We start from the raw sequence: 23,299 nt of genomic DNA, 5'->3' as shown, positions 1-23,299 counted from the left end.
GCGCACCATAAAAAAGCCCATCACAGGATGGGCTTCTTATTATCTATATCTTAGGTAAGCTGTCGATTACTCAACTGTTACCGCTTTCGCTAGGTTACGAGGTTGGTCAACGTCGGTACCTTTTATTAGTGCGACATGGTAAGACAGCAGCTGCATCGGTACTGTGTAGTAGATAGGCGCTGTTACTTCACTTACGTGAGGCATCTTGATGATCTTCATGTTCTCATCGCTTTCAAAGCCCGCATCTTCATCAGCGAATACGTAAAGTAGACCGCCACGAGCACGCACTTCTTCAACGTTCGATTTCAGCTTCTCTAGCAAGTCGTTGCTTGGTGCAATAACGACTACAGGCATATCTGCATCGATAAGAGCCAAAGGACCGTGCTTAAGCTCACCAGCTGCGTATGCTTCTGCGTGGATGTAAGAGATCTCTTTCAGTTTAAGAGACGCTTCCATCGCGATTGGGTAGAACTCACCACGACCCAAGAACAGTGTGTGATGCTTATCAGCAAAATCAGGTGCCAGTGCTTCAATTTCTTTATCGAACGCTAATGCTTTCTCGATATCAGCAGGCAGTTGGTGAAGTGCTTGAACGATTTCCGCTTCTTTTTCTTCATTGATACGACCTTGTAGACGACCAATTGACGTTACCATCATCAGCATCGCTGCTAGTTGAGTTGTGAAAGCTTTAGTAGAAGCAACACCGATCTCTGTTCCTGCGCGAGTCATGAAGGCAAAATCAGATTCACGAACCAGTGAAGAACCCGCAACGTTACAGATAGTCATTGCAGACATATAACCCTTCTCTTTTGCAAGACGAAGTGCAGCAAGCGTATCCGCAGTTTCACCAGATTGAGACAGAGTCACCAATAGGCTGTTCGGACGAACAACGAAATCACGGTAACGGAATTCAGAAGCAATCTCTACGTCACAGCTTACGCCAGCTAGAGATTCAAACCAGTAACGCGCTGCCATGCCTGAGTTGTAAGACGTACCACATGCGATGATCTGCACGTGTTCAACCTTGCTTAGGATCTCTTCAGCTTTAACGCCGATCGCGTTAGTGATAACCGAAGTGTCAGAGATACGGCCTTCCATTGTATTGATCAGCGCTGTTGGCTGCTCGAAGATCTCTTTCTGCATGAAGTGGCGGTATTGACCTTTGTCACCTGCGTCGTGTTCAGCGTTTGACTCAACGATTTCACGCTCAACACGCTCACCCGCTACATCAAATACCGTAACATCACGACGAGTTACCTCAGCAACATCACCTTCTTCTAGGTACATGAAGCGACGAGTTACGCTCAGTAGCGCCAGTTGATCAGAAGCAAGGAAGTTCTCGCCGACACCAAAACCGATAACGATCGGGCTACCAGAACGAGCTACAACGATACGGCTAGGATCTTTACGATCAACCGCAACCGTGCCGTACGCACCGTCTAATTGTTTTGCTGTTTTCTGTAGCGCTTCAACCAAAGAAGCTGAAGTGCGAAGTTCCCACTCAACTAAGTGAGCAATAACTTCTGTATCCGTTTGTGAAGTAAATACGTAACCACGCTCTTGCAGCATAGCGCGCAGTGCTTCGTGGTTTTCGATAATGCCATTGTGTACAACGGCAATATCACCAGACATGTGTGGGTGTGCGTTCGCTTCAGACGGCTCACCGTGTGTCGCCCAACGTGTATGAGCGATACCTGTACCACCAATCACTTGTTGCTCTTCTACTGCGTCAGCTAGCTCTTGTACTTTACCTAGGCGGCGTACACGAGTTAGGTTAGATTCAGTATCGACTACAGCGACACCAGCTGAATCGTAGCCACGGTATTCTAGACGACGAAGGCCTTCTACTAAAATTTCAGCTACATCACGCTGTGCTACTGCACCAACAATTCCACACATAGTTTCACTCCATCAATTTTGTTTTATTCCTATTGGCAGCAAGCAAAGGCCAAATCTTCATTAAGATCAATTATAGGAAGGTAAATGCATAATACTTAAATTTGTTTTTACGCTGGATCGGTCAGGATCACTCGAACATCATGTGATTCGATACTTGCTTTGGATTCTTCGCCTAAGTCTGTATCGGTAATTAAGATGTCAATGTGTTCCCATGCCAGCTCTAAGTTCGGGATCTTTCGTCCCACCTTTTCCGACTCAACCATCACGATCACTTCTCGTGACACTTCAGCCATTACTTTGCTCAGGCCAACCAGTTCGTTAAACGTGGTTGTGCCTCTATCGAGGTCGATACCATCAGCCCCAATAAATAGTTGGTCAAAATCGTAAGCACGAAGTACCGACTCTGCAACTTTGCCTTGGAAAGAGTCCGAATGGGTATCCCAAGTGCCGCCAGTCATTAATAACGTCGGCTCGCTTTCAAGCTCATTAAGCGCATTAGCAACGTGCAATGAGTTGGTCATAACAACCAAGCCACGCTTAGCATTAAGCTGCTGAATTAGAGCACCGGTCGTACTGCCACTATCGATCACGATGCGGTTATGGTCGCGAATTAAATCTGCAGCGGCTTTTGCCAATGAAATCTTTCGAGTCGAAACTTGTTGACCCAGCTCTTCGTTGACAACCTCTTTCGGTAACGAAATCGCACCACCATAACGGCGTAAAAGCTGACCGTTTTTCTCTAAAGACGCCAAGTCCTTTCTAATAGTGACTTCTGAGGTTTCGAACTTAGCGGATAATTCATCAACACTAACCTCCCCTTTTTCATTCACTAGGTTAGAAATTGCATGTCTTCTGAGTTGGGTGTTTCGTTTCGACATTTAAAAAAGGCCACTAAGTTTCGATGTGAAACATATTATAGTTACAACGAAACTATTTAGTCCATTTATTTTGATCCAAAAAATTAATAAATAGCGATAAAACCTTGTCCTAAGACAATTGTTAAGCAGTGATATTGAACTCATTAGGTGGTAGAATCCGCACCCGAAAAGAAAAAAAATTACAAAACTGACTGTTATTTTTTTGCAACTTACCCCCTATATAGTGGGGTAAGTCACAGAAAACCGATATTGAATCAAAATCTTTTAGTCATAAAATGACTAAAATTGATGAAAGACTTACAACTCTGAAGGACATATTGGAAGTCCCGCGCTTTTACACAACAGGCACAAAATGTTGATGTAGCGGACCAATCTTCAGAACTTAAATAAATTTCAAATTGTAACAATACTTACCGGAGAGTACCTTCCATGAAAAAGACCAAAATCGTATGTACGATTGGCCCTAAAACTGAATCTGTAGAGAAGCTAACTGAACTAGTAGATGCTGGCATGAACGTTATGCGTCTTAACTTCTCTCACGGTGATTTCGCAGAGCACGGCACTCGTATCGCGAACTTCCGTAAAGTAATGGAAAACAAAGGTGAGCAACTTGCTATCCTTCTAGATACTAAAGGTCCAGAAATCCGTACTATCAAACTTGAAGATGGTAACGACGTAGATCTAGTAGCTGGTCAAGAGTTCACTTTCACAACTGACGCAACAGTTGTTGGTAACAAAGACGTAGTAGCAGTAACTTACCTAGGTTTCGCTAAAGACCTAACAGCAGGTAACACTATCCTTGTTGATGACGGCCTAATCGAAATGGAAGTTATCGCAACAACAGAAACTGAAGTTAAGTGTAAAGTTCTTAACAACGGTGCTCTAGGCGAAAACAAAGGTGTTAACCTTCCTGGCGTTTCTGTTCAACTTCCTGCTCTTTCTGAGAAAGACAAAGCTGACCTTAAGTTTGGTTGTGAGCAAGGCGTAGATTTCGTTGCTGCTTCTTTCATCCGTAAAGAAGAAGACGTTAAAGAAATCCGTGAGCTTCTAAACGCTAACGGCGGCGAGAACATCCACATCATTTCTAAGATTGAAAACCAAGAAGGTGTAGATAACTTCGATTCAATCCTTGAAGCTTCTGACGGCATCATGGTTGCTCGTGGTGACCTAGGTGTTGAAATCCCAGCTGAAGAAGTAATCTTCGCTCAGAAGATGATGATCGAGAAGTGTAACCGTGCACGTAAGATGGTTATCACTGCAACTCAAATGCTTGACTCTATGATCAGCAACCCACGTCCAACTCGTGCTGAAGCGGGTGACGTTGCGAACGCAATCATGGATGGTACTGATGCAGTAATGCTTTCTGGTGAAACTGCTAAAGGTAAGTACCCAGTTGAAGCTGTTACTATCATGGCTCAAATCGCGAACCGCACTGATTCAGCTCTTAAAGCTGAGCTAGGTTCTCGTCTAGACAGCCCACGTCTACGCATCACTGAAGCAGTATGTAAAGGCGCTGTAGATACAGCAGAGAAGCTAGCTGCTCCTCTAATCGTTGTTGCAACTGAAGGCGGTAAGTCTGCACGTTCAGTACGTAAGTACTTCCCAACAGCAAACATCCTTGCTCTAACAACTAACGAAAAGACAGCTGCACAGCTAGTTCTTACTAAAGGTGTTAAACCAGTTCTTGTTGACTCTATCGAGAACACAGACACGTTCTACATCAACGGTAAAGAAATCGCTCTACAATCTGGCCTAGGTAACAAAGGCGATATCGTAGTAATGGTTTCTGGCGCTCTAGTAGCTTCTGGTACTACAAACACGGCATCTGTTCACGTTCTATAAGAATGAACCGATTCGCATAAAAATATAAAAGAGGGCTTCGGCCCTCTTTTTTTATGAAACAAATCTTGCCTAACTTTTCAGTACGCTATATTATCAAACAAGATAGAACTACGTACTGTTAATATCCAATGGCTCTTTCCAAGAGATGGATTAGCAGACTAGAAATCAAATATACATGAGGTTTGTAATGTCTAGTCCTACTCTCACTGACAAAGTATCAAAGATGATTCGCCAAGATATTCTCAACGGTGAATTAACCCCAGGTCAAAAGCTCGTTGTTGCTGATCTAAAAAATAGATACAACGTTGGTGCATCTCCAATTCGTGAAGCCCTAGTGCAATTGTCTTGGAGTAAATACGTCAAACTAGAGCCACAAAAAGGCTGCTGGGTATCTCCTGTATCAAAGAAAGAACTGAATGACCTATACGAAAGCCTTCGTGTTGTATCATCGGTTCTGCTTAAAAAAGCGATTGCAGCAGGTGATGAGAGCTGGGAACTGGATGTACTAACGTCTTACCATAAACTATCGCGAGTACAGTACGTATCTGAAGAGTTTGACTGTGTAGAATGGGAAGAGCGCCACCAGCAATTCCATGTCGCACTGCTTGAAGGTGCAGATTCAGAGAACATGTTTAAGTTCTTTGATGACCTAATTAACCAAGTGAAACGTTACCGCTTCCTCGCTATGTCTGCAGAAAGCGCATCAGATGATCTGTTCAATATTGATGAACACGAAATGATCATGAAACTAGTACTCTCTAAGAATGTAGAACAAGCGACTGAACTGCTTGATCAACACCTGCTAGGTTCAATGAAACGAATTGAAGAAGTTATCGAAGCGGCATAACGCTAAAGTAGCTTCTAACCAAATAAAAACGGAGCCCAATGGCTCCGTTTTTTGTTTCCAGTATTACGACTGAACTACCACCCAAAAAACTCTTTGTGATGAGTATTGAGTAGCACAACCATAGGTAAAAAATACAAAGCACTCAATTGAAAGCCAAGAATGGCTAATGTGCCTATGGTTAACCTCACTAAAAAATCGACAAACATACCACGCCTCTTTTAACCAGACTGTATGATCCCCAAACTCTTGCTCCAGCTAACCTAATTCTACTGCTGCCTTTCAAACCATTGAAAAGGCTAGCTAATCAGTTGAATTAAGTTAACGGTGTCATCCTTTTACATCTGGTAAACACTCTATTTATTACACCGTTAAGCACGATGTAATCTGAAGCAAGGTAGTTTACTTATTGTTCATTTTAGCTCAAATTTCCACCAGCATTAGACTTTAGTCTAACTGTATAGATTTTGTGACATAGGTCGCTCAAAAGTGAGATTCCTATAAAAAGGGGGAGAGATAAAGTGAGTCGGGGCCAGCTTGAAGAGGTGAAGCAAAGAGAAGACAGGACTAGATAGAAGCGAACCTAAGCGACATCATCGTAGCTAGGACACATAGAGACCGTATTACGACCAGACGATTTAGATTCGTAAAGCGCAACATCGGCACACTTGTATGAGCGAGTACTGTTACTTGTTAAATCAGTAAAGCCAACACTCACCGTTACCTTAGTTCCGGCTGCCAGTTCAATCTCTATTCGCAAGCGATCCAATACGCGCTTTGCTTCTGGCAGAGACGTGTGTGGCATCAAGAGTGCAAACTCTTCTCCTCCGACACGTGCAACAAAGTCCGTCCCACGAAGGCTATCTTGCAGAAGTTTAGCAACACCAGCGATCACACGGTCACCTTCGTCGTGGCCAAGCTCATCATTGATTCGCTTGAAGTTATCGATGTCCACCAAGGCTAAGCAGGTGGTCGCTTCGATCGGGTAACGCTCAACTAAGCGAGAATAGTAGGCCAGCTGCTCTTCGAATTTTCGTCGGTTCCAGAGATTACTCAAAGAGTCACGTTCACTTAAGATCCTCAAACGTACCTCAAGCTCCTTCCTTACGGAAATATCAACCAACGAGGTGATGTAGTAACTGACTTTGCCTGAATTGTTTTTGACCGCATGCACTCGCATGATCGCAGTAAAAGGAATACGCAGCTTGTTCTTACACTGAACCTCCCCTTCCCATACTTCTTCTTGCTCTAAATGACTCCAAATAGCCGAGCTTGAGAGCACTTGGTCGGTATTCTCAAGCAGCAACTGCAATGCATTTTGACCGATCACCTGTTTTTTGCAGTACCCAGTCATGTTCTCAAATTCGTTGTTGATCATCATTGTGCGGTGCTGCTTGTCAGAGATCATCACTGCCGACATACCATTCAATGCGGCGCGTGCCAATTTACTCTCTAGGCTTCGGCGTCGGCAGTGCGTCACCAGGTAAGCAAACGGGAAAGCGAATATCAGCACCGTAATCAGAACAATGATCTCTTCATGGGCCAAATCATCTAGATCACGCTCAGCCCGATCCATCAGTTGCTTTTGATTAAGTTGAATCAGTAAATGGACCTTTTGACTGTTCGCGAGCATAACCGTGTTAAAGGCAAACAAATTACCATCTTCAAAAACGTATCCCACCTGATCATTGGAGATCGCATCCCACGTCTTCGGCGCGATATTTTTCAGGTTATAGCCTTTTCTTTCAGGAATAGAGTCTCCGAACAACTTACCGCTGTTGTTACTCGCGATGAAGTAACCCGCGTCATTGAGAACTTCTGCTCTAAGATCGTTATCTGGTGAAAAGCTCAGACGCGACGATAAGCCCCATACATCAAGATTGATGACGAGGTAGCCTACTCTTTCGTCAGGGGTTTCTACTGGGGTAAAGACACGGATTACCGGCGAATAAGGGAAGGTGACTTCACCATGCTCAGTTTCAAGCTCAATACCCCAACCGCCAATCTGTTCGGCTTCTAGTTTTTGAGCGTATTGGAAGTAGTTAGAATCCGACCTATCTTGCAGCTGTTGAGGAAACGTCACTCTACCGGTATCAGAGGAATAGTTAACACGCACCAATTCTTTGCCAGTGACATCTAACAGATGGATTTGTGTATACCACTTCTGGTTCACTAGAACAGATTGCCAGACCTCTTCAAGTAGATGTTTGGTTTGGTCTGAGGGAGAGGAAGCAAAGTTAACCAAGCTCTGGCTATGACTGAGTAGCTCCATGACCGAGACTAACTGAGTCTTGAGAAGATCATAATCTCGCTTGGCATACACTAACTGATGAACGGCTTGCTTAGCTGAGTAGTCAAAGCTCTGCTGTTTTACTTCTTTGTAGCGCTGCAAATAATACAGACATACTGCAGAAGACAATATGATAGAGATAATCAGCAATGTAATTATTGATTTTTTATTTCGCATTGCTAACTCAGATGAATGGAAGTGCAGCGCGGGATTATAGCACTCTAAAAAATTAACAAAATAAAAGCCGCTTAAAAAAGCGGCTTTAAAGTTATTTTTTAAAGACTTATCGTCTAGGCTTTCAACGCACGTTCGCCTCGTGCGATGCCAACAACACCACTTCGAGCTACTTCAAGCACTTCCGTCACTTCAGACAGCGCCTGAATGAAGGCATCCAGTTTCTCGCTAGTACCCGCCATTTGAACCGTATATTGAGAAGCCGTAACATCAACGATCTGACCACGGAAGATATCCGCTGTGCGCTTCACTTCCGCACGAGCAAAGCCGCTCGCACGTACTTTTACCATCAACAGCTCACGTTCAATGTGTTCAAGTTCAGACACTTCTTGTACTTTAAGTACGTCGATTAGCTTATGCAGTTGTTTCTGAATCTGCTCAAGCTGCATTTCGCTCGAGTTAGTAGTGACGTTCAAACGAGACAGCGTCGGATCATCGGTTGGAGATACGTTCAAAGACTCGATGTTGTAGCCACGCTGAGAAAACAAGCCAACCACACGAGAAAGCGCACCAGGTTGGTTTTCCATTAGTAGTGAAATAATGTGCCTCATATTATGTTCTCTCCGTTTTGCTTAGCCACATGTTATCCATACCCTCGCCTTTGATCTGCATTGGGTATACGTGCTCGGTGTCATCCACACTAATATCGACAAATACCAAACGGTCTTTCATCGCCAGTGCTTTTTCCAAACCTGATTCCAATTCATCCGGAGATGAAATGCGCATACCAACGTGGCCATAAGCCTCAGCGATAGCAGCAAAATCAGGAACAGAGTCCATATATGAGTTAGAGTAACGGCCTTGATAAACAATGTCTTGCCACTGTTTTACCATGCCTAGGAAACGGTTGTTAAGGTTAATAATCTTAACCGGGATATTGTATTGCAGCGCAGTCGACAGCTCTTGGATATTCATTTGAATACTGCCGTCACCGGTTACCACAACCACCTCTTCATCTGGCTTAGCAAACTTAACGCCCATACCAGCAGGCAGGCCAAAGCCCATCGTGCCTAGACCACCAGAGTTAATCCAACGACGTGGCTTGTTAAACGGGTAGTATAAAGCAGCAAACATTTGGTGTTGACCTACGTCAGAAGCAACATAGGCATCGCCATTGGTTACTTTATGCAGTGTTTCAATTACTTGCTGTGGTTTGATGCGCTCAGACGATTTCTCGTAAGCTAGGCAGTCACGCTCTTGCCACTGCTTGATTTCACTCCACCAGCTTTCAATCGCTTCTGCATCGTTAGTGCCGCCTTGCTCAACGAGCAAGTTCACCATGCTCTCTAGAACCTTTTCAGCAGAACCTACAATCGGTAGATCCACTTTTACGTTCTTAGAGATCGAAGATGGGTCGATATCAATGTGCATGATCTTCGCATCAGGGCAGTACTTATCTAGGTTATTAGTCGTTCGATCATCGAAACGTACGCCAATACCAAAGATCAAATCCGCATTGTGCATCGCCATATTGGCTTCATATAAACCATGCATGCCTAACATACCCAAAGAGTTCTTATGGGTGCCAGGGAAAGCGCCAAGCCCCATTAGGGTGCTTACCACAGGTAAATTCAGTGCCTCTGCTAATTTTAACAGCGGCTTATCTGCCTCAGAAATAACCGCACCACCACCGACATAAAGTACCGGCTTCTTCGCTTCAAGAAGGGCTTTTAGCGCCTTTTTGATCTGACCTTTATGACCCGTAACCGTTGGGTTATACGAACGCATTTTGAGCGTTTCTGGGTATTCATAAGGAAGCTTGATTTGTGGGTTTAAGATATCTTTCGGCAGATCAATAACCACAGGACCGGGACGCCCTGTCGTTGAAATATAGAATGCTTTTTTAACGACTTCAGGGATATCTTCCGCTTTCTTAACTAAGAAGCTGTGTTTAACGATCGGGCGTGATACACCCACGATGTCACACTCTTGGAAGGCGTCATTACCAATGAGGTTATTTGGTACGTTACCAGAAATAACAATCATTGGGATTGAGTCCATGTAGGCGGTTGCAATACCAGTAACGGTATTGGTCGCACCTGGACCAGAACACACAAGTACTACACCCGGTTTACCGGTAGAACGAGTATAGCCATCTGCCATGTGGGTAGCGGCTTGTTCGTGTCGCACTAATACGTGTTTAATTTCAGCAGTTTTAGCATGCAACGCATCGTAGATATCAAGTACAGAACCACCTGGGTAACCAAAGATTTGTTCTACACCCTCTTCAATTAGAGACTGCACCACCATCTCAGCGCCGGATAACATTTCAGCGCCGGATGACATGGCTGTTTCAGGTTTTGTTGTCATATTGCTCTCCTCACCAGTTTCCAATCATATTTGGTGAACATGTTGGGCTGGTTTTTCATAGTCTAGGGCTTATTCGTAGCCTAATTCGAAATACTTCCACTTTTTCGGCTATGGCTGTCTGTCGTGATAACAACAAACAGTAATACGAAACAACTTTAACGCTTTATTATCATCTGGTCTAACACCTGTTATTCGGCAACTGTGCCAAAAAACCAACTATTAGCTCAAAGCATTAAATAAAACCCAACTCAGCCCCCCACGCCAGGTTTAAACACTAGTTAGCGAACAAAAAAAAGCACTTAATATTTTAATAGATCGCTATTTATCGATAAACCGCGAGCTTGCTGGTGTGCGCTTTCGCACATTGTGCTGTGTCGTTAGATACAAAAAATCCCCCTAAAAATGCAATCACATTCGTAGGGGGATTTTTAAACAACTGAAAATTTATCTCAGTAGAAAACTACTTATCTTTCGACTTTTCAGTGTACATTTCTTCGATTTCGTCTTGATACTTATCGTTGATAACCTTACGGCGCAGTTTCTGGGTCGGCGTCAGTTCGCCATCATCCATAGAAAACGCTTTTGGCAGTAGCTTGAACTTCTTCACTTGCTCAAACTTCGCCAGTTCTTGCTGTAGGTCATTCACACGCTTTTCTAGCATCTCGACGATTTGGTGGTGCTTAACAAGTTCAACGCGATCGTGATACTTGATATTAAGCTCTTTGGCGTACTCTTCTAGCGAGTCATAACAAGGAACAATCAGCGCAGAAACGAATTTGCGTGTATCAGCGATAACAGCAATCTGTTCGATAAAGTGATCTTTACCAATCGCACCTTCAACCACTTGCGGGGCAATATACTTACCACCAGAAGTTTTCATCAGCTCTTTGATACGATCAGTAATGAACAGGTTACCATTTTCATCAAAATGACCCGCATCACCGGTTTTCAAGAAACCGTGCTCATCGAATGTCTTAGCTGTCTCTTCTGGCATCTTGTAGTAGCCACGCATCACCATTGGACCGCGAACAAGAATCTCGTCCTTAGCACCAATCTTAACTTCTGCGCCCGGCATCGACATACCAATCGAATCAGGGTTAAAACAGCGATCATCCCAGCAAGATACTGTTGCCGTGGTTTCTGTCATGCCGTAGCCAAGTTTTACGTTGATGCCGATAGCATGGAAGAAACGACCAATCGTCTCATCAAGCTTCGCGCCACCACATGGCATGAAGTTGATGTTACCGCCGAGTAGAGCGCGCAGTTTAGATAGCACAAGCTTATCAGCTAGCGCATGGCTCTTCTTCAGCATCAACGATGGAGTACGACCTTCTTGGTGACAAACTGAAAGCTTTGCTCCCATGTTCACCGCCCAAGTAAATAGCACTTTACGAATAAATGGTGCTTTAGATACCTTCTCGTGAATCGCAGAGAAGATCTTCTCGTAGAAGCGTGGAACCGCACACATTACAGTAGGTTTCACATCACTTAGCGCATCACGCACTTGCATCGTATCTTGCAGGTAGCAGTTGGTTGCGCCTTTATAAAGAACGTAGAACGTCCAAGCACGCTCAAATACGTGTGATAACGGTAGGAAACACAATGAGACATCGTCTTTGCTCAGGCTAAGGCGCTCATCGTGGCCTTCTAACTGGTAGCCAATGTTGGTGTAATCAAGCATTACGCCTTTTGGCTGACCTGTGGTACCAGAGGTATAGATAAGAGTCAGCAGGTCGTCCATGCTTGCATCAGCAAGACGCACGTCAAGTTCAGCTTGTTGTGCTTCAACGCCACGCGCCATGAAGTCATTCCAAGATACGGCAAAGCTGTGTCCTTGCAGGTCGATGTCATCAGACATCGCGACAACCACTTCTAGCTGTTCACACTCTTCGAATAGGCTCACCGCCGCGTCAAATTGAACTTGCTCACCAACGAATAAGATCTTCACATCCGCATTTTGGATGATGTAAGACGACTGTGCTGCTGTGTTGGTTGGATAAATCGGCACAGTCACAAGACGAGCTTGTAAAGATGCAAAATCTGCCACGGTCCATTGAGGCATATTATTTGAATAGATACCGATCTTATCTTGAACTCTCAGTCCCTGAGCCAATAGTGCTAATGAAAGCGTATCGATTTGTTGTCCAAACTGCTCCCAGCTAATGCCTTGCCATACATTGTCTACTTTGTGCTTCAAAGCTGTACGGTTGCCGCCTTGGGCAATTTGGTCACGAAGTCTTTTTACGATATGAAAATCTAAATTGGCCATCTCTTTACCTTTAGGCTTACACCTGTAAGCTTTTTTGAGCGCACAAGTGTACCTCTGATCATGGAAAAGGCAACTGATGAAGCTCAAAGTTATAAGTAATAGTACGTCTAACGCTAAGTTTTCTACCTACTAAAATAGCGCGCATAAAAAAGCCCTAAGCCAGTCTCCTAGCTTAGGGCTTATAAATCATAGGGATTAGTGTCTAGTTAAGTGCCACTACTTCGCCACAGATCATCATTAACTGATCTCGTAACCAAATGTGTCCTTTATCCTTTTCACTTGATTCGTGCCAGCTTAGGAAGCCAGAAATCGCCGCATTATCGAATGGGAAATCTAGAATCTGAAGCTGCTCTTTGTTTGCTGCATGTTCTACCATCCAACGAGGAGCAATTGTTACTAGTTCAGATTGGCCTACAACGTAAAGAACGTTGCTTAAGCTCGTACCTTCGTAGAAAGGCGTGCAATCTAGGTCACGGTAAGCTTGCTCAGAGAAGCTACGTTGACCATGGATGCGAGACAGTTTCGCGTGCTTTTCGTTAAGCAGCTCTGCCGCTGTTACTTCACCGTTAATGCGTGGGTGAGAAGCAGAAGCGACAACAACCAACTCATCTTGGAAGATTTCAGTGCTTGAGAAACCTTGCTCATCAAAGCGAGCGTAATCGATCACGAAGTCGATTTCTTGGTAGCGCATACGCTCAGAAAGCTGACGATCGAACTCAGCGTCCATGTGCAGTTTAACGCTTGGTGCTTGCTCGTTGATAGTCGACATAATCTTAGGTGCAAAACGCATGTCACAAGGGCTGCAAATCGCAAGCTTGAACAGGCGAGAAGAAGACTCTGGAGAGAACACAGAACTTGGTAGTTCGTTGCGTACTAATTGTAGCGCTTGGCGGATAGGACCAAACAACTGACGTGCACGTTGAGTCGGTTGAATACCACGACCTTGGCGCATGAATAGTTCGTCGTTAAACATCACTTTTAGACGAGCAACAGCGTTACTTACAGCAGGCTGAGACATACCCAGATTGTGAGCTGCACGTGTAATGTTTTGCTCTTGCATAACTGCATCAAATACAGTCAAAAGATTTAAGTCGACTCCACGAAGTGTGCTTTCCATTCTGTAGCTTGCAATAGCACTCATTGCGTCTTTCTTATCTAACATTCAAGTTGCCTCTTGTCGGTTCGACAGCGTTAAATTGGTAATGGTATGAGAATAGATAACCACTAATTCTTATATTTATCAGACCGATGTTTTTCGGATTGACATTACTATTAACCAATGCATCTCGAGCTACCAACAAGATTGATAAAGAATAATTTTATTTTACCTTAATTATTAAATAACATCTAAAAATCAATTATTTATAGAGTTATAAAAAAACATAAAATGCGTCACTTATGAGTTTAATTTCGACTTATTTAGCTGTTCTATCGTTTGGTTACATTTGTTACAATTTATTGAGCCCGTGAATTGTTCAACTGGTCAATTCAGAAATAGCACTTATGAGTTAGGTGAGCGATGCATAACTTGGAAAGTCGACCTTGTCCCAAAGTTGCTTTCTTAAATCATCTTGATTAGACCAATTCCCTGCTAATACCCACTCAACGAGTGCACTTGCCACGTCTGGATAGGTGACCACTTCGGCCTGTTTTTCACTGAGCCAAGCGCGCAAGATAGCCGCATCTAAAAACGTCATGGTTTGAGCTAACCCAAGGGCCTCTAGCGTCGCCACATTGCTCTGTTGTTCGAACTGTCCTTCGAGTGGTTTGAGAAGCAATTTCTTCCCCAAAGTTAGGGCTTCAGATGGCAATTCAAAGCCGCCATTTGCGACCACACCAGAGCACTGATTGAGGTCGAATTGAAAGCCCGCATGACTCAGTGGTTTGAACTCAATATTTTCAACTCGGCTATGCTCAATCACATCCGGGTGGTAACAGACAAAGTTTTGCGAAATGAACTTCATCAGCAGCTCTGAGATCGACTCAAGATCCTCAAATGGCAAATAGACCAACGTAAAATCTTGTGTTGTTTTTATTTGTTGATCACCAACCAGCGTGTGAACGATAGGCGGCAAAATCGGCTGTTCAAAGTGATACCAGTGCAAGCCAATAGAGTGCTCGGTTGGGGCGAAATGTTGAATCACTGAATGTTCAATCCAGTTGCCCCCTTCTTTGGGTACATCATAACGAAACGCATTCTGGTGGCTTATCCCAATGCATGGCACACCTTGTCTCTTAGCCGCCCATGCAGTGACAGGCTCAAAATCATTAATCACTAAATCATAAGGCGTAAGATCGATCTGGTTAATCTCACGGAGAAATCGCCAGATGTTGTTCTTCATGAATGTTTTGCCGTATTTAACCTGCCCCTGCTCGCTGTAAAAAGTTAAGCCGCTGCGGGTCTGATAGTTGCCAAACGCTTCCATCGAAAAGTATTTGCTCTCATCTCGCCCAGAGAACAGAAAATCGACATCAATATTTTGCTGACGAAAAGCGACGGCCATTGCTCTCGCTCGAGCGATGTGCCCATTTCCTGTGCCTTGTACGCCATATAAAATTTTCATGCATGTTCCTTTAAATTTACCACTTAAGCTCGGCAGTGGTTGCCAACAAAATAATTACAGGATGAAGCTGATAGCTAGGCTGGTACAAGCGATGCCCAAGGCTGCGCCAATCAGTACGTCCGTTAAAAAGTGCACACCGAGCAGGATTCGAGAGCCTGCAATCGCAGTTGCCCACACCAAGCTAAAGAGGTACAAGCTCGGATAGAAATGCCCGATTAGGGTCGCCATAACAAAAGCAGCAGCGGAATGCCCTGAAGGCAGACTGTATTTATCGGATGGCACAATATGAGAGTGAAGTAGTGAAGAGAATTCAGCTGGTCGACGGCGCTTGAGCGTATTTTTAGCAAACCAGTAAATAGGCAGTTCGATTGCGAAGGCGGTTAAGCCCACCAAAAGAAAGTCTCGACCGGTGTTGCTATCGACCAGCAGTGCAATCAAGGCAATCAAAACATAAAGGTGTCCATCTCCAGTATGAGACACCGCCTTACTGAGTGTCGCCTGTTGTCCGCTATAACGGCTCTTTAAACAGAAAACAGAAAATGCCACATCCCAGCGGACAATAGGTTCGATAGTACGCATACAATCTCCTTAACAATCCTTATTCAGTTAAGGCTCAAGTTATGCTCCTGAAATGACAGTTAAGTGACGTTTTGAATGAACTAAAATGAATTTTGAGGCGAATTGACCGCTTTCGCTAAGCAAGCTGATGAGGCCTAGAAACTGTCGATAAAAATAAAGCGACCCAAGGCCGCTTTATTCTTCTATGTTTTTACTTCTTAGTATAAGTAAGCAAACCCTACTTCTATCGTGTTAATGGTTATAGCGTTCGCTAATAATAGTAGTACTCGCAAATGATAATAGCGCTAAAGGCTATAGGGCTAATGGCTCGTGCTTTTTCACCAAACCGAAATCCGCCAATATTGCGTAAGCCGCTGGGATCATAAACAGCACCAGTAAGGTCGAGGCAAATATGCCGAATACGATCGAAATAACCAATGGCTGGATAACCTGAGCCTGTAAGCTAGTTTCCGTCAACAGCGGTAGCAAACCTGCCGCAGTCGTCATTGAGGTCAAGAATACCGCTCGGAAACGCTCACGACTGGCTTTTACCACCGAGTCATGCACGCTATCTCCCTCATCGACATGGTGACGAATGTACTGCACCAACAAAATGGAATCGTTGACCACAATCCCAGCAAGCGACACAAAGCCCATCATGCTTGGCATACTCAAAGAGTGCCCAAGTATCCAGTGTCCAACGACCACCCCAATAAAAGCGAGTGGAATCGCCAACATCACGACCACAGGCTCTAAGTAGCTTCGGAATTGATAGCTAAGAATCGCAAACACGCCAAATAAGCCGAGTAAGAAGCCTTTGCCCATAGAGGCTCCAGTCTTAGCCGCATCTTTGGCCTCCCCTTCGAAATCAAAGCGTAGACCCGGGTACTTCTGAATAAGTTTGGCGGCTTCATCTTTTTGGAACTGAGCCAAGATCGCGGATGAACTCGCTTTCTTGTTATCAATATCACCAAAGATACTGATAGTTCTCAGCCCATCAATACGCTGAATTCGCACGTAATTACGTTGGAAATCTAACGTCGCCAACGTTGCTAGCGGGATCTGACTGCCATCTGCGGTGATGATCGGGAAGTTGGCCAGCTGCTGTATGTCGCCCGCTTGCTCTTTATCAAGACGCACTTCAATCGAGATATTCTCAACACCGATTTGAATCTCATCCGCTGTCTGACCAAAGAAAGCCGCACGCAATTGGGAAGCAATCATCTGCCCATTCACATTGTAGGTTTCAGCGCCCGGACGCAGCTTCACCAAGATCTCTTCTTTACCCATGCGCATATCATCAAGCACGCCATGCACCCCATCGAACTGATTAAGGTACTCCTGAATATCCAAAGAAGCGGATTTCAATGCGCTCAGGTCATCGTGTTTGGCGCGAATTTCAATAGCACGACCGCCCGGCCCCATAGTAGGTTGCTTGAACACCAATGAAATAGGATCCGCCAAGTCACCGATATCCTCTCGCCATGCATCAATGAAATCATCGATAACCGTGTTACGGCTCTCTGCTCCACGCAGATCTAAACGCACTGTGGCTAAGTGTGGGCCTGATTCGTTGGCATCTGCGTTGGCATTAAATTGGCTAGTAATGTGCTCAACCAAGGTGTTGCCTTCTTCGACCTCTTCGCTCCACTGCGCATTTAAACGCTCGGCTGATGCAACAATCTTATCGACCACTATCTCGGTTTGAGACAGTGACGCCCCCGGCGGAAGAATAATACGCGCCTCGGCAATATCACCATCCAGCTCTGGGAAAGGTTGAAACTTAACAACACCACCAGCAATCAAGGCGACTGAAAGCAACAACAGCGTAATCACTCCGCCCATAAAGGCGTAGCGGAAGGTCACGACTTTCTCAACCATGTTCATCAAAGTGGTATTACGGAAGTTCTCAAACTTCTCAAGCAACACCACTTTAAAGCGCAGCGCTGGCTTGTCATTTTTTTCTTTGTGTAATGAATGAGATAGGTGATTAGGTAGAATCAGGAAGGCTTCAATCAAGCTCAACGACAGCACCAAAATCAATACTTGAGGAACGGCCTTAAGCACAGCGCCCATCTCGCCATCAAGAAACAGTAAGCTACCGAAAATACACACCGTGGTTAAGAAAGAAGACAGTACTCCGGGAAGCACTTTCTTAACGCCGTTGTACACCGCATCATCGACGCTTTGTCCCCTATCTAAGTGGGAGGCTATCGATTCGGCTATCACGATGGCGTCATCCATCATAATACCGATTGCCATTAACAACCCGACCAGCGACATAATGTTGATCGACAAACCAAGGTTGGCCATTAAGAACAAGCCACCAAGGAAGGCCACTGGCAACCCTGCCGCCACCCAAAATGAATAACGTAAGCTGAAGAACAGCCACATGGTGGCGAACACCAGCACAATACCTTGCCAGCCATTGCTCACCATCATGGTTAGACGATCCCAAAGCACAGATGAGAGATCGTTGGTCATTTGTAGTGTCACGCCATCAGGAGCAATCGCGCTTTGATCTTCAACGAATCGTGTTACGTTCTCTTTGATTCGCAGCGCATCGTCTTCTTTGTTCTTACTGATCTTAAGCAGCGCCGAAGGCTTGCCATCAAATAACACCTTCTGTTCATCCAGCTCAAAGCGGTCGGTTATTTTGGCTATGTCTCTCAAACGGATCACCGAGCCATTAGGCGCAGAACCAACCACGATACTTTCAAGTTCAACCGGTGTGATTCGTCTCTCGTCGAAGCGAATCAGGAAGTTTTTATCTGGTGTTTCAACGTTACCACTCGGCAGTTTTACATTCTGTCGACCAATTTGATCCGCGATATCACCGACACTCAAACCCAACTGACGAATAGCTTGGGTATCCAGTTCCACTCGATATTGATGATCCGAGAAGCCGCTAACCTCGACCAAAGAGACATCGTAATCAAGCTTCATGGTGCGCTTAAGATCTTCCGCGTAGGCCTTAAGTTCTGGCCACGACGTTTCGGCTGTTATAGCGATATCGACAACCGGTTCATTCCAATCTAGCTCTTGAACAACAGGCGATTCAATCTCAGTTGGGAAATCATTGATCGAGTTGATCTGGGTTTGCACATCCACCAGCATTCGGCCGATGTCCGCTTTTTCATTTAACTTTAGAATTAAACGAGCGCTGCCTTCGATGGCTTCACACTGAGTTTCTTCAATGTTGGCTAAGCCGTCTACTGCATCTTCCATTCGCACACACAAGCTCTCTTCCACTTCTTGTGGAGAGGCGCCGGGATAAACAATCGCAGCCATAATGTAAGGCGGATCGTAAGCGGGGAAGGTTTCACGTTTGATGGTTGATAGTGAGCTTATACCCAAGATCAACAACCCAAGCATCAACAAGTTTGCTGCTGTTGGGTGCCGAGAGAAAAACTTGATCATGACGCACTCTCCTGAGTATCTGATTCAAGCTCAGCCTCTTCAGAGTTGGACTCTCTCAGTAACATGCCTTCAATGGCTGGTAATAAGTCATTGAGAACCAGTTTGTCGCCCGTTTGAAGCTCCCCGTTCACAACCACTTGGTTGTCTCTACGATAAAGCACTTCAACATTCACCATTTTCAGACGAGAGTTATCGTCCATTAGATAAATTTTGTCACCATGTAGCGCTCGTTCAGGCAACACCCAACTTAGATTCGCGACACCTTCAATCTCAGCTTTGACAAACATACCGTTAACCAAAGGCGTCGCGCTGTCTGGTTGCAATTGTGAGTAATCTTGAGCGATCTCGAGAATAATCCCCGCCGTCGCTTGGTTTTCATCAACTGTTTCGCTGATTCTTGCCACCTTCGCTGGCCAACTGAGGTTCAGGTTGCCGCTGTTAAGTTGAATGCTTGCTTTGATTGGCGCTTCATAAGGATTAGGGATTCCTGCAGCATCGCGAGGAAATTGGTTAAAGCTGGAGGCTAAAGTTTGCATATCGTGAATAGAAAGTTGCGCCTCTACTTCCATGACATTAATCCCGTGAGCAATAAACATCTCCTGCTGAAGGTTAACTACTTGATTTTGTTCGATATCAACCTGAGCAATTCGCATCGCTCTTGGCAAAGTGATCGTGGTCTTATCGAGAGAGCGCTGCGCCTCTTTTACCTTAGACACGTTGACCTTAATCACCGCTTCCGCAACACGCTTTTCATCTGGCATCAACGCGATTTGGTTCGCGATATCTAATACCAACTTCTGCTGAGACAATGCGCTTTGTTGTTGCAGGTCGACATCCGATTGAGAGGTGAGCCCTTTCTTACGCAGATCCTGTTTACGTTGTAGCTCTTTATTGCTGATCACCAAACGATTCTTTTCGATCTTAAGAGTCTGATTAAGGTTGTCTTCTTCTTGATTCAATTTCGCTAATGAGGTTTGGCTTGATTTTAGATCCGCCTCTGCTTGTATCAGTTTCAATTCGTAATCCAATGGATCAACCTTGAGCACGACCGTTCCTGCAGGGATCACCTGGCCTTTTTCAAGATCTGGATGTCGATACACGATCTGTCCTGTCACCTCAGCAATCGCTTTCCATTCAACTTTAGGCACTACTTTGCCAAAGCCGACCGCTAACGGCGCTATCAGTTGTTGTTCTAGGCTCACAGTATCAACTAAGCGAGCCCTATCACCCGCAGGTTTGGTTGGAAGATCCGGCTTCAAGTTAATCGCGGCGACAAGGCCAATAACACCAACCGAAAGTGCTGGAAAGAAGAGTAGTTTTTTATTTATTTTCATTATCTTTGGTCCTGCACGGAAGAAGGGCTCGGTGCGTTAATAAAGCCTTCAGTCATCAATTGAATGTTGTGTTCGATTAAACGATTAAGAAATTCTTCATTAATCTCAATCCCATGAATTGCCAATAAAGGCGGCGGAGCGATGAAAGGAAACACCATCAAGCTTACATACGAAATACGGCACAATTTTGGATCCATGTTCTGTTTTAAGATGCCTTGTTCAACCAACTTTTCAAAAATGACATCTTGGGCTGGCTTTGCAACATCGAGGAAAACCTTTTCGAGCAACTCTCTTTGCACTTCAGAGGGAGGCATATTCATCACTTGGGCTATCAAGCGAGGAAACTTCGGCACTTTGACCATCTCTTTGTAGTAAGTCCGCATTAAATCAAGAAAGTTCTCATGACTGCTTTCATCAACGAGTCTCTGCATTTGTAATTGCATAGGGCGTAATGTTTCACGCAGCATCGCCTCAAACAATCCGGCTTTACTGCCAAAGTAATAGCGAATCATCGCAATATTCACACCCGCTCGCTCAGCAACTAAGCGAGTCGATACCTTGTCGTACGGTTGAACCACGAACAGATCTCGAGCGTGCTCAATGAGTAACTGCCGTACATCTAGATTCTGTTGAGGTCGCCCTGCTTTACGCGCTGCCATCACTGAGACCTATCCCTATAATTAATCACACGATTAATTATAGGGATAAATCGACATGGTTGTAGAAGATTAATTACTCACTATTTAATCAAATGATTAATTAATTTAGCCGCCCTTTTAATTTTATTGGTGAATCGTTCCATCAAAAAGATTTACTACAAAGTTTTAACCTACACATAAGCCAAACGATAAACTAACCACCCAGTACGAAACACTCAATCAGCCGATAACACCAATAAACAACACGCAAGCAGCACAAACCAAACCAAAACACCGCTAATGTATGCTGATATTGGATTTTCTTGTTTGACGCTCAGAATAAATTACGGTACATATGGTGTTAACAGTTTATTTACGGATATTTGTGTAATGATTTTTTCTTCTTCTCGACTGCTGAAACTTCTCCTTATCGTGAACCAATCGCGCGGGTAAGTTGTGGGTCAAGAACTACACAAATATTAAAACCCGCGCTGAGCGGGTTTTTTTGTAACTGGCACTTTTAAAAGAACATCATTCTCAATAATAATTTGGATAGCAATCGATACAATATCGATATAAGGAAGCACCCATGAACGATCAAGTGATAATTTTTGATACGACTTTACGTGACGGCGAGCAAGCGTTGGCAGCAAGCCTTACGGTAAAAGAGAAATTACAGATCGCTTATGCACTTGAACGACTGGGTGTAGATGTTATTGAAGCGGGTTTCCCTGTGTCATCGCCAGGCGATTTCGAATCAGTACAAACCATCGCAAAAAATATTAAAGATAGCCGTATCTGTGCGCTTTCTCGTGCAGTTGCAAAAGATATCGATGCCGCTGCAGAAGCGCTAAAAGTGGCTGAGCAGTTCCGTATTCATACCTTCATTTCTACATCGACGGTTCACGTGCAAGATAAATTACGCCGCAGCTACGACGATGTTGTCGAGATGGCAGTGAAAGCGGTAAAGCATGCGCGCAACTACACTGACGATGTTGAGTTCTCTTGTGAAGATGCCGGTCGTACACCTATCGACAACCTATGTCGTATGGTTGAAGCCGCGATTAACGCGGGCGCAAAAACCATCAACATTCCAGACACCGTAGGCTACACAGTACCTAACGAGTTTGGTGGCATTATCCAAACGCTATTTGATCGCGTACCCAACATCGACCAAGCGATCATCTCTGTTCACTGTCACGATGACTTAGGCATGTCGGTTGCTAACTCAATTGCTGCCGTTCAAGCAGGTGCTCGACAAATTGAAGGCACAATCAATGGTATTGGTGAGCGTGCGGGTAACTGTTCTTTAGAAGAAATCGCAATGATCATCAAAACTCGTCAAGAGCTATTAGGTGTTCATACCGGTTTGGACCACAAAGAGATTCACCGTACCAGTAAATTGGTTAGCCAGCTTTGCCATATGCCAATTCAAGACAACAAAGCTATCGTCGGTGCAAACGCGTTCAGCCACTCTTCAGGTATTCACCAAGATGGCATGCTAAAGAACAAGAACACTTACGAGATCATGACTCCTGAGTCTATTGGCTTGAAAAACAAGGCATTGAACCTAACAAGTCGCAGTGGTCGTGCAGCCGTTAAGAGCCACATGGACGCAATGGGCTACAAAGACAATGAGTACAACCTAGATTCATTGTACGAAGACTTTTTGAAACTGGCTGACCGTAAAGGCCAAGTATTCGATTACGACCTAGAAGCACTAATGCACTTCGCAAATCTACGTGACGAAGATGACTTCTATAAACTTAACTACCTAAGCGTACAATCTGGTAGTGTTATGTCTACCACCAGCATCAAGCTGCAATGTGGTGATGAAGAGAAATGCGAAGCGGCTGTCGGTAACGGCCCGGTTGATGCTTTATACCAATGTATCTACCGCTTAACGGGTTACGAAATTGCATTGGATAAATTCGACCTTACCGCGAAAGGTGAAGGCGAAGATGGCTTAGGCCAAGCTGATATTATTGCGAACTACAAAGGCCGCAAGTACCACGGTACAGGCGTTTCAACGGATATCGTTGAGGCCTCTGGTCAGGCGCTACTGCACGTTATTAATAGCATTCAACGCGCAGACACCATTGCTGAAATGAAACAGCAAAGAATCGCAACAGTTTAAACACCCAATAACAGAGCCCTAGAGCCGATGTTATTGGCTTTAGGGACAAAATTTAAAACGAGCTAAATAGCTCAGTAACAAA

General features: G+C 44.6%; 15 protein-coding genes. 3 read left to right on the top strand and 12 right to left on the bottom strand.

The window, feature by feature from the left end:
• Positions 1 to 66: 66 nt before the first annotated feature.
• Together glmS and AB4161_RS03435 are read right to left on the bottom strand one after the other, a co-directional pair.
• A complete protein-coding gene (gene glmS / locus AB4161_RS03440) occupies positions 67 to 1,899 on the bottom strand; it encodes a glutamine--fructose-6-phosphate transaminase (isomerizing) (protein ID WP_017061405.1) in 1,833 nt (610 codons plus the stop codon).
• 107 nt (positions 1,900 to 2,006) lie between these two features.
• Positions 2,007 to 2,777, bottom strand: a complete 771-nt coding sequence (locus AB4161_RS03435; RefSeq protein ID WP_017061404.1) for a DeoR/GlpR family DNA-binding transcription regulator — start codon at positions 2,775 to 2,777, stop codon at positions 2,007 to 2,009.
• 429 nt (positions 2,778 to 3,206) lie between these two features.
• On the opposite strand from AB4161_RS03435, the gene pykF reads away from it, so the two are divergent.
• Both pykF and AB4161_RS03425 read left to right on the top strand, forming a co-directional pair.
• The gene (gene pykF, locus AB4161_RS03430) at positions 3,207 to 4,619 is read left to right on the top strand and encodes a pyruvate kinase PykF (protein WP_136982222.1); all 1,413 of its coding nucleotides are present in this window, start codon (positions 3,207 to 3,209) and stop codon (positions 4,617 to 4,619) included.
• A gap of 175 nt (positions 4,620 to 4,794) precedes the next feature.
• The gene (locus AB4161_RS03425; RefSeq protein ID WP_136982221.1) at positions 4,795 to 5,466 is read left to right on the top strand and encodes a GntR family transcriptional regulator; all 672 of its coding nucleotides are present in this window, start codon (positions 4,795 to 4,797) and stop codon (positions 5,464 to 5,466) included.
• 580 nt (positions 5,467 to 6,046) lie between these two features.
• On the opposite strand, the gene AB4161_RS03420 is transcribed toward AB4161_RS03425, so the two are convergent.
• The 10 genes from AB4161_RS03420 to AB4161_RS03375 all read right to left on the bottom strand — a co-directional run bounded on the left by AB4161_RS03420 (position 6,047) and on the right by AB4161_RS03375 (position 21,101).
• Positions 6,047 to 7,930 (bottom strand): diguanylate cyclase, encoded by a 1,884-nt coding sequence (locus AB4161_RS03420; RefSeq protein WP_017068819.1) that lies wholly within the window; start codon positions 7,928 to 7,930, stop codon positions 6,047 to 6,049.
• Between the two features lie 113 nt (positions 7,931 to 8,043).
• On the bottom strand, positions 8,044 to 8,538 hold the full coding sequence (gene ilvN, locus AB4161_RS03415; RefSeq protein ID WP_008219984.1) for an acetolactate synthase small subunit: 495 nt from the start codon (positions 8,536 to 8,538) through the stop codon (positions 8,044 to 8,046).
• 1 nt (position 8,539) lies between these two features.
• Positions 8,540 to 10,297, bottom strand: coding sequence for an acetolactate synthase 3 large subunit (locus AB4161_RS03410; protein ID WP_017062926.1), 1,758 nt, complete (start codon positions 10,295 to 10,297; stop codon positions 8,540 to 8,542).
• Between the two features lie 460 nt (positions 10,298 to 10,757).
• Complete coding sequence (locus tag AB4161_RS03405; protein ID WP_372082795.1) at positions 10,758 to 12,566, bottom strand: long-chain fatty acid--CoA ligase; 1,809 nt, start codon at positions 12,564 to 12,566, stop codon at positions 10,758 to 10,760.
• A 202-nt stretch (positions 12,567 to 12,768) separates the two neighbouring features.
• A complete protein-coding gene (gene leuO / locus AB4161_RS03400) occupies positions 12,769 to 13,728 on the bottom strand; it encodes a transcriptional regulator LeuO (RefSeq protein WP_137001755.1) in 960 nt (319 codons plus the stop codon).
• A gap of 346 nt (positions 13,729 to 14,074) precedes the next feature.
• Complete coding sequence (locus tag AB4161_RS03395; protein WP_372082794.1) at positions 14,075 to 15,130, bottom strand: MJ1255/VC2487 family glycosyltransferase; 1,056 nt, start codon at positions 15,128 to 15,130, stop codon at positions 14,075 to 14,077.
• A gap of 54 nt (positions 15,131 to 15,184) precedes the next feature.
• Positions 15,185 to 15,709, bottom strand: coding sequence for a phosphatase PAP2 family protein (locus AB4161_RS03390; RefSeq protein WP_136982218.1), 525 nt, complete (start codon positions 15,707 to 15,709; stop codon positions 15,185 to 15,187).
• A gap of 291 nt (positions 15,710 to 16,000) precedes the next feature.
• Positions 16,001 to 19,108, bottom strand: coding sequence for an efflux RND transporter permease subunit (locus tag AB4161_RS03385; RefSeq protein WP_372082793.1), 3,108 nt, complete (start codon positions 19,106 to 19,108; stop codon positions 16,001 to 16,003).
• Positions 19,105 to 20,442: an efflux RND transporter periplasmic adaptor subunit gene (locus AB4161_RS03380; RefSeq protein ID WP_372082792.1), complete on the bottom strand. Its 1,338-nt coding sequence runs from the start codon at positions 20,440 to 20,442 to the stop codon at positions 19,105 to 19,107. Before AB4161_RS03380 ends, AB4161_RS03385 begins: the two co-directional genes overlap by 4 nt.
• The gene (locus AB4161_RS03375; RefSeq protein WP_017062933.1) at positions 20,442 to 21,101 is read right to left on the bottom strand and encodes a TetR/AcrR family transcriptional regulator; all 660 of its coding nucleotides are present in this window, start codon (positions 21,099 to 21,101) and stop codon (positions 20,442 to 20,444) included. Before AB4161_RS03375 ends, AB4161_RS03380 begins: the two co-directional genes overlap by 1 nt.
• 568 nt (positions 21,102 to 21,669) lie before the next feature.
• Here AB4161_RS03375 and leuA point away from each other — a divergent pair.
• A complete protein-coding gene (gene leuA / locus AB4161_RS03370; RefSeq protein WP_048614879.1) occupies positions 21,670 to 23,217 on the top strand; it encodes a 2-isopropylmalate synthase in 1,548 nt (515 codons plus the stop codon).
• Positions 23,218 to 23,299 lie beyond the last annotated feature (82 nt).

It is taken from the genome of Vibrio sp. 10N.286.51.E5 (genome assembly GCF_041469125.1).
Classification (GTDB): Bacteria; Pseudomonadota; Gammaproteobacteria; order Enterobacterales; family Vibrionaceae; genus Vibrio; species Vibrio crassostreae_C.
This window is presented reverse-complemented; position numbering and strand designations above follow the sequence as displayed.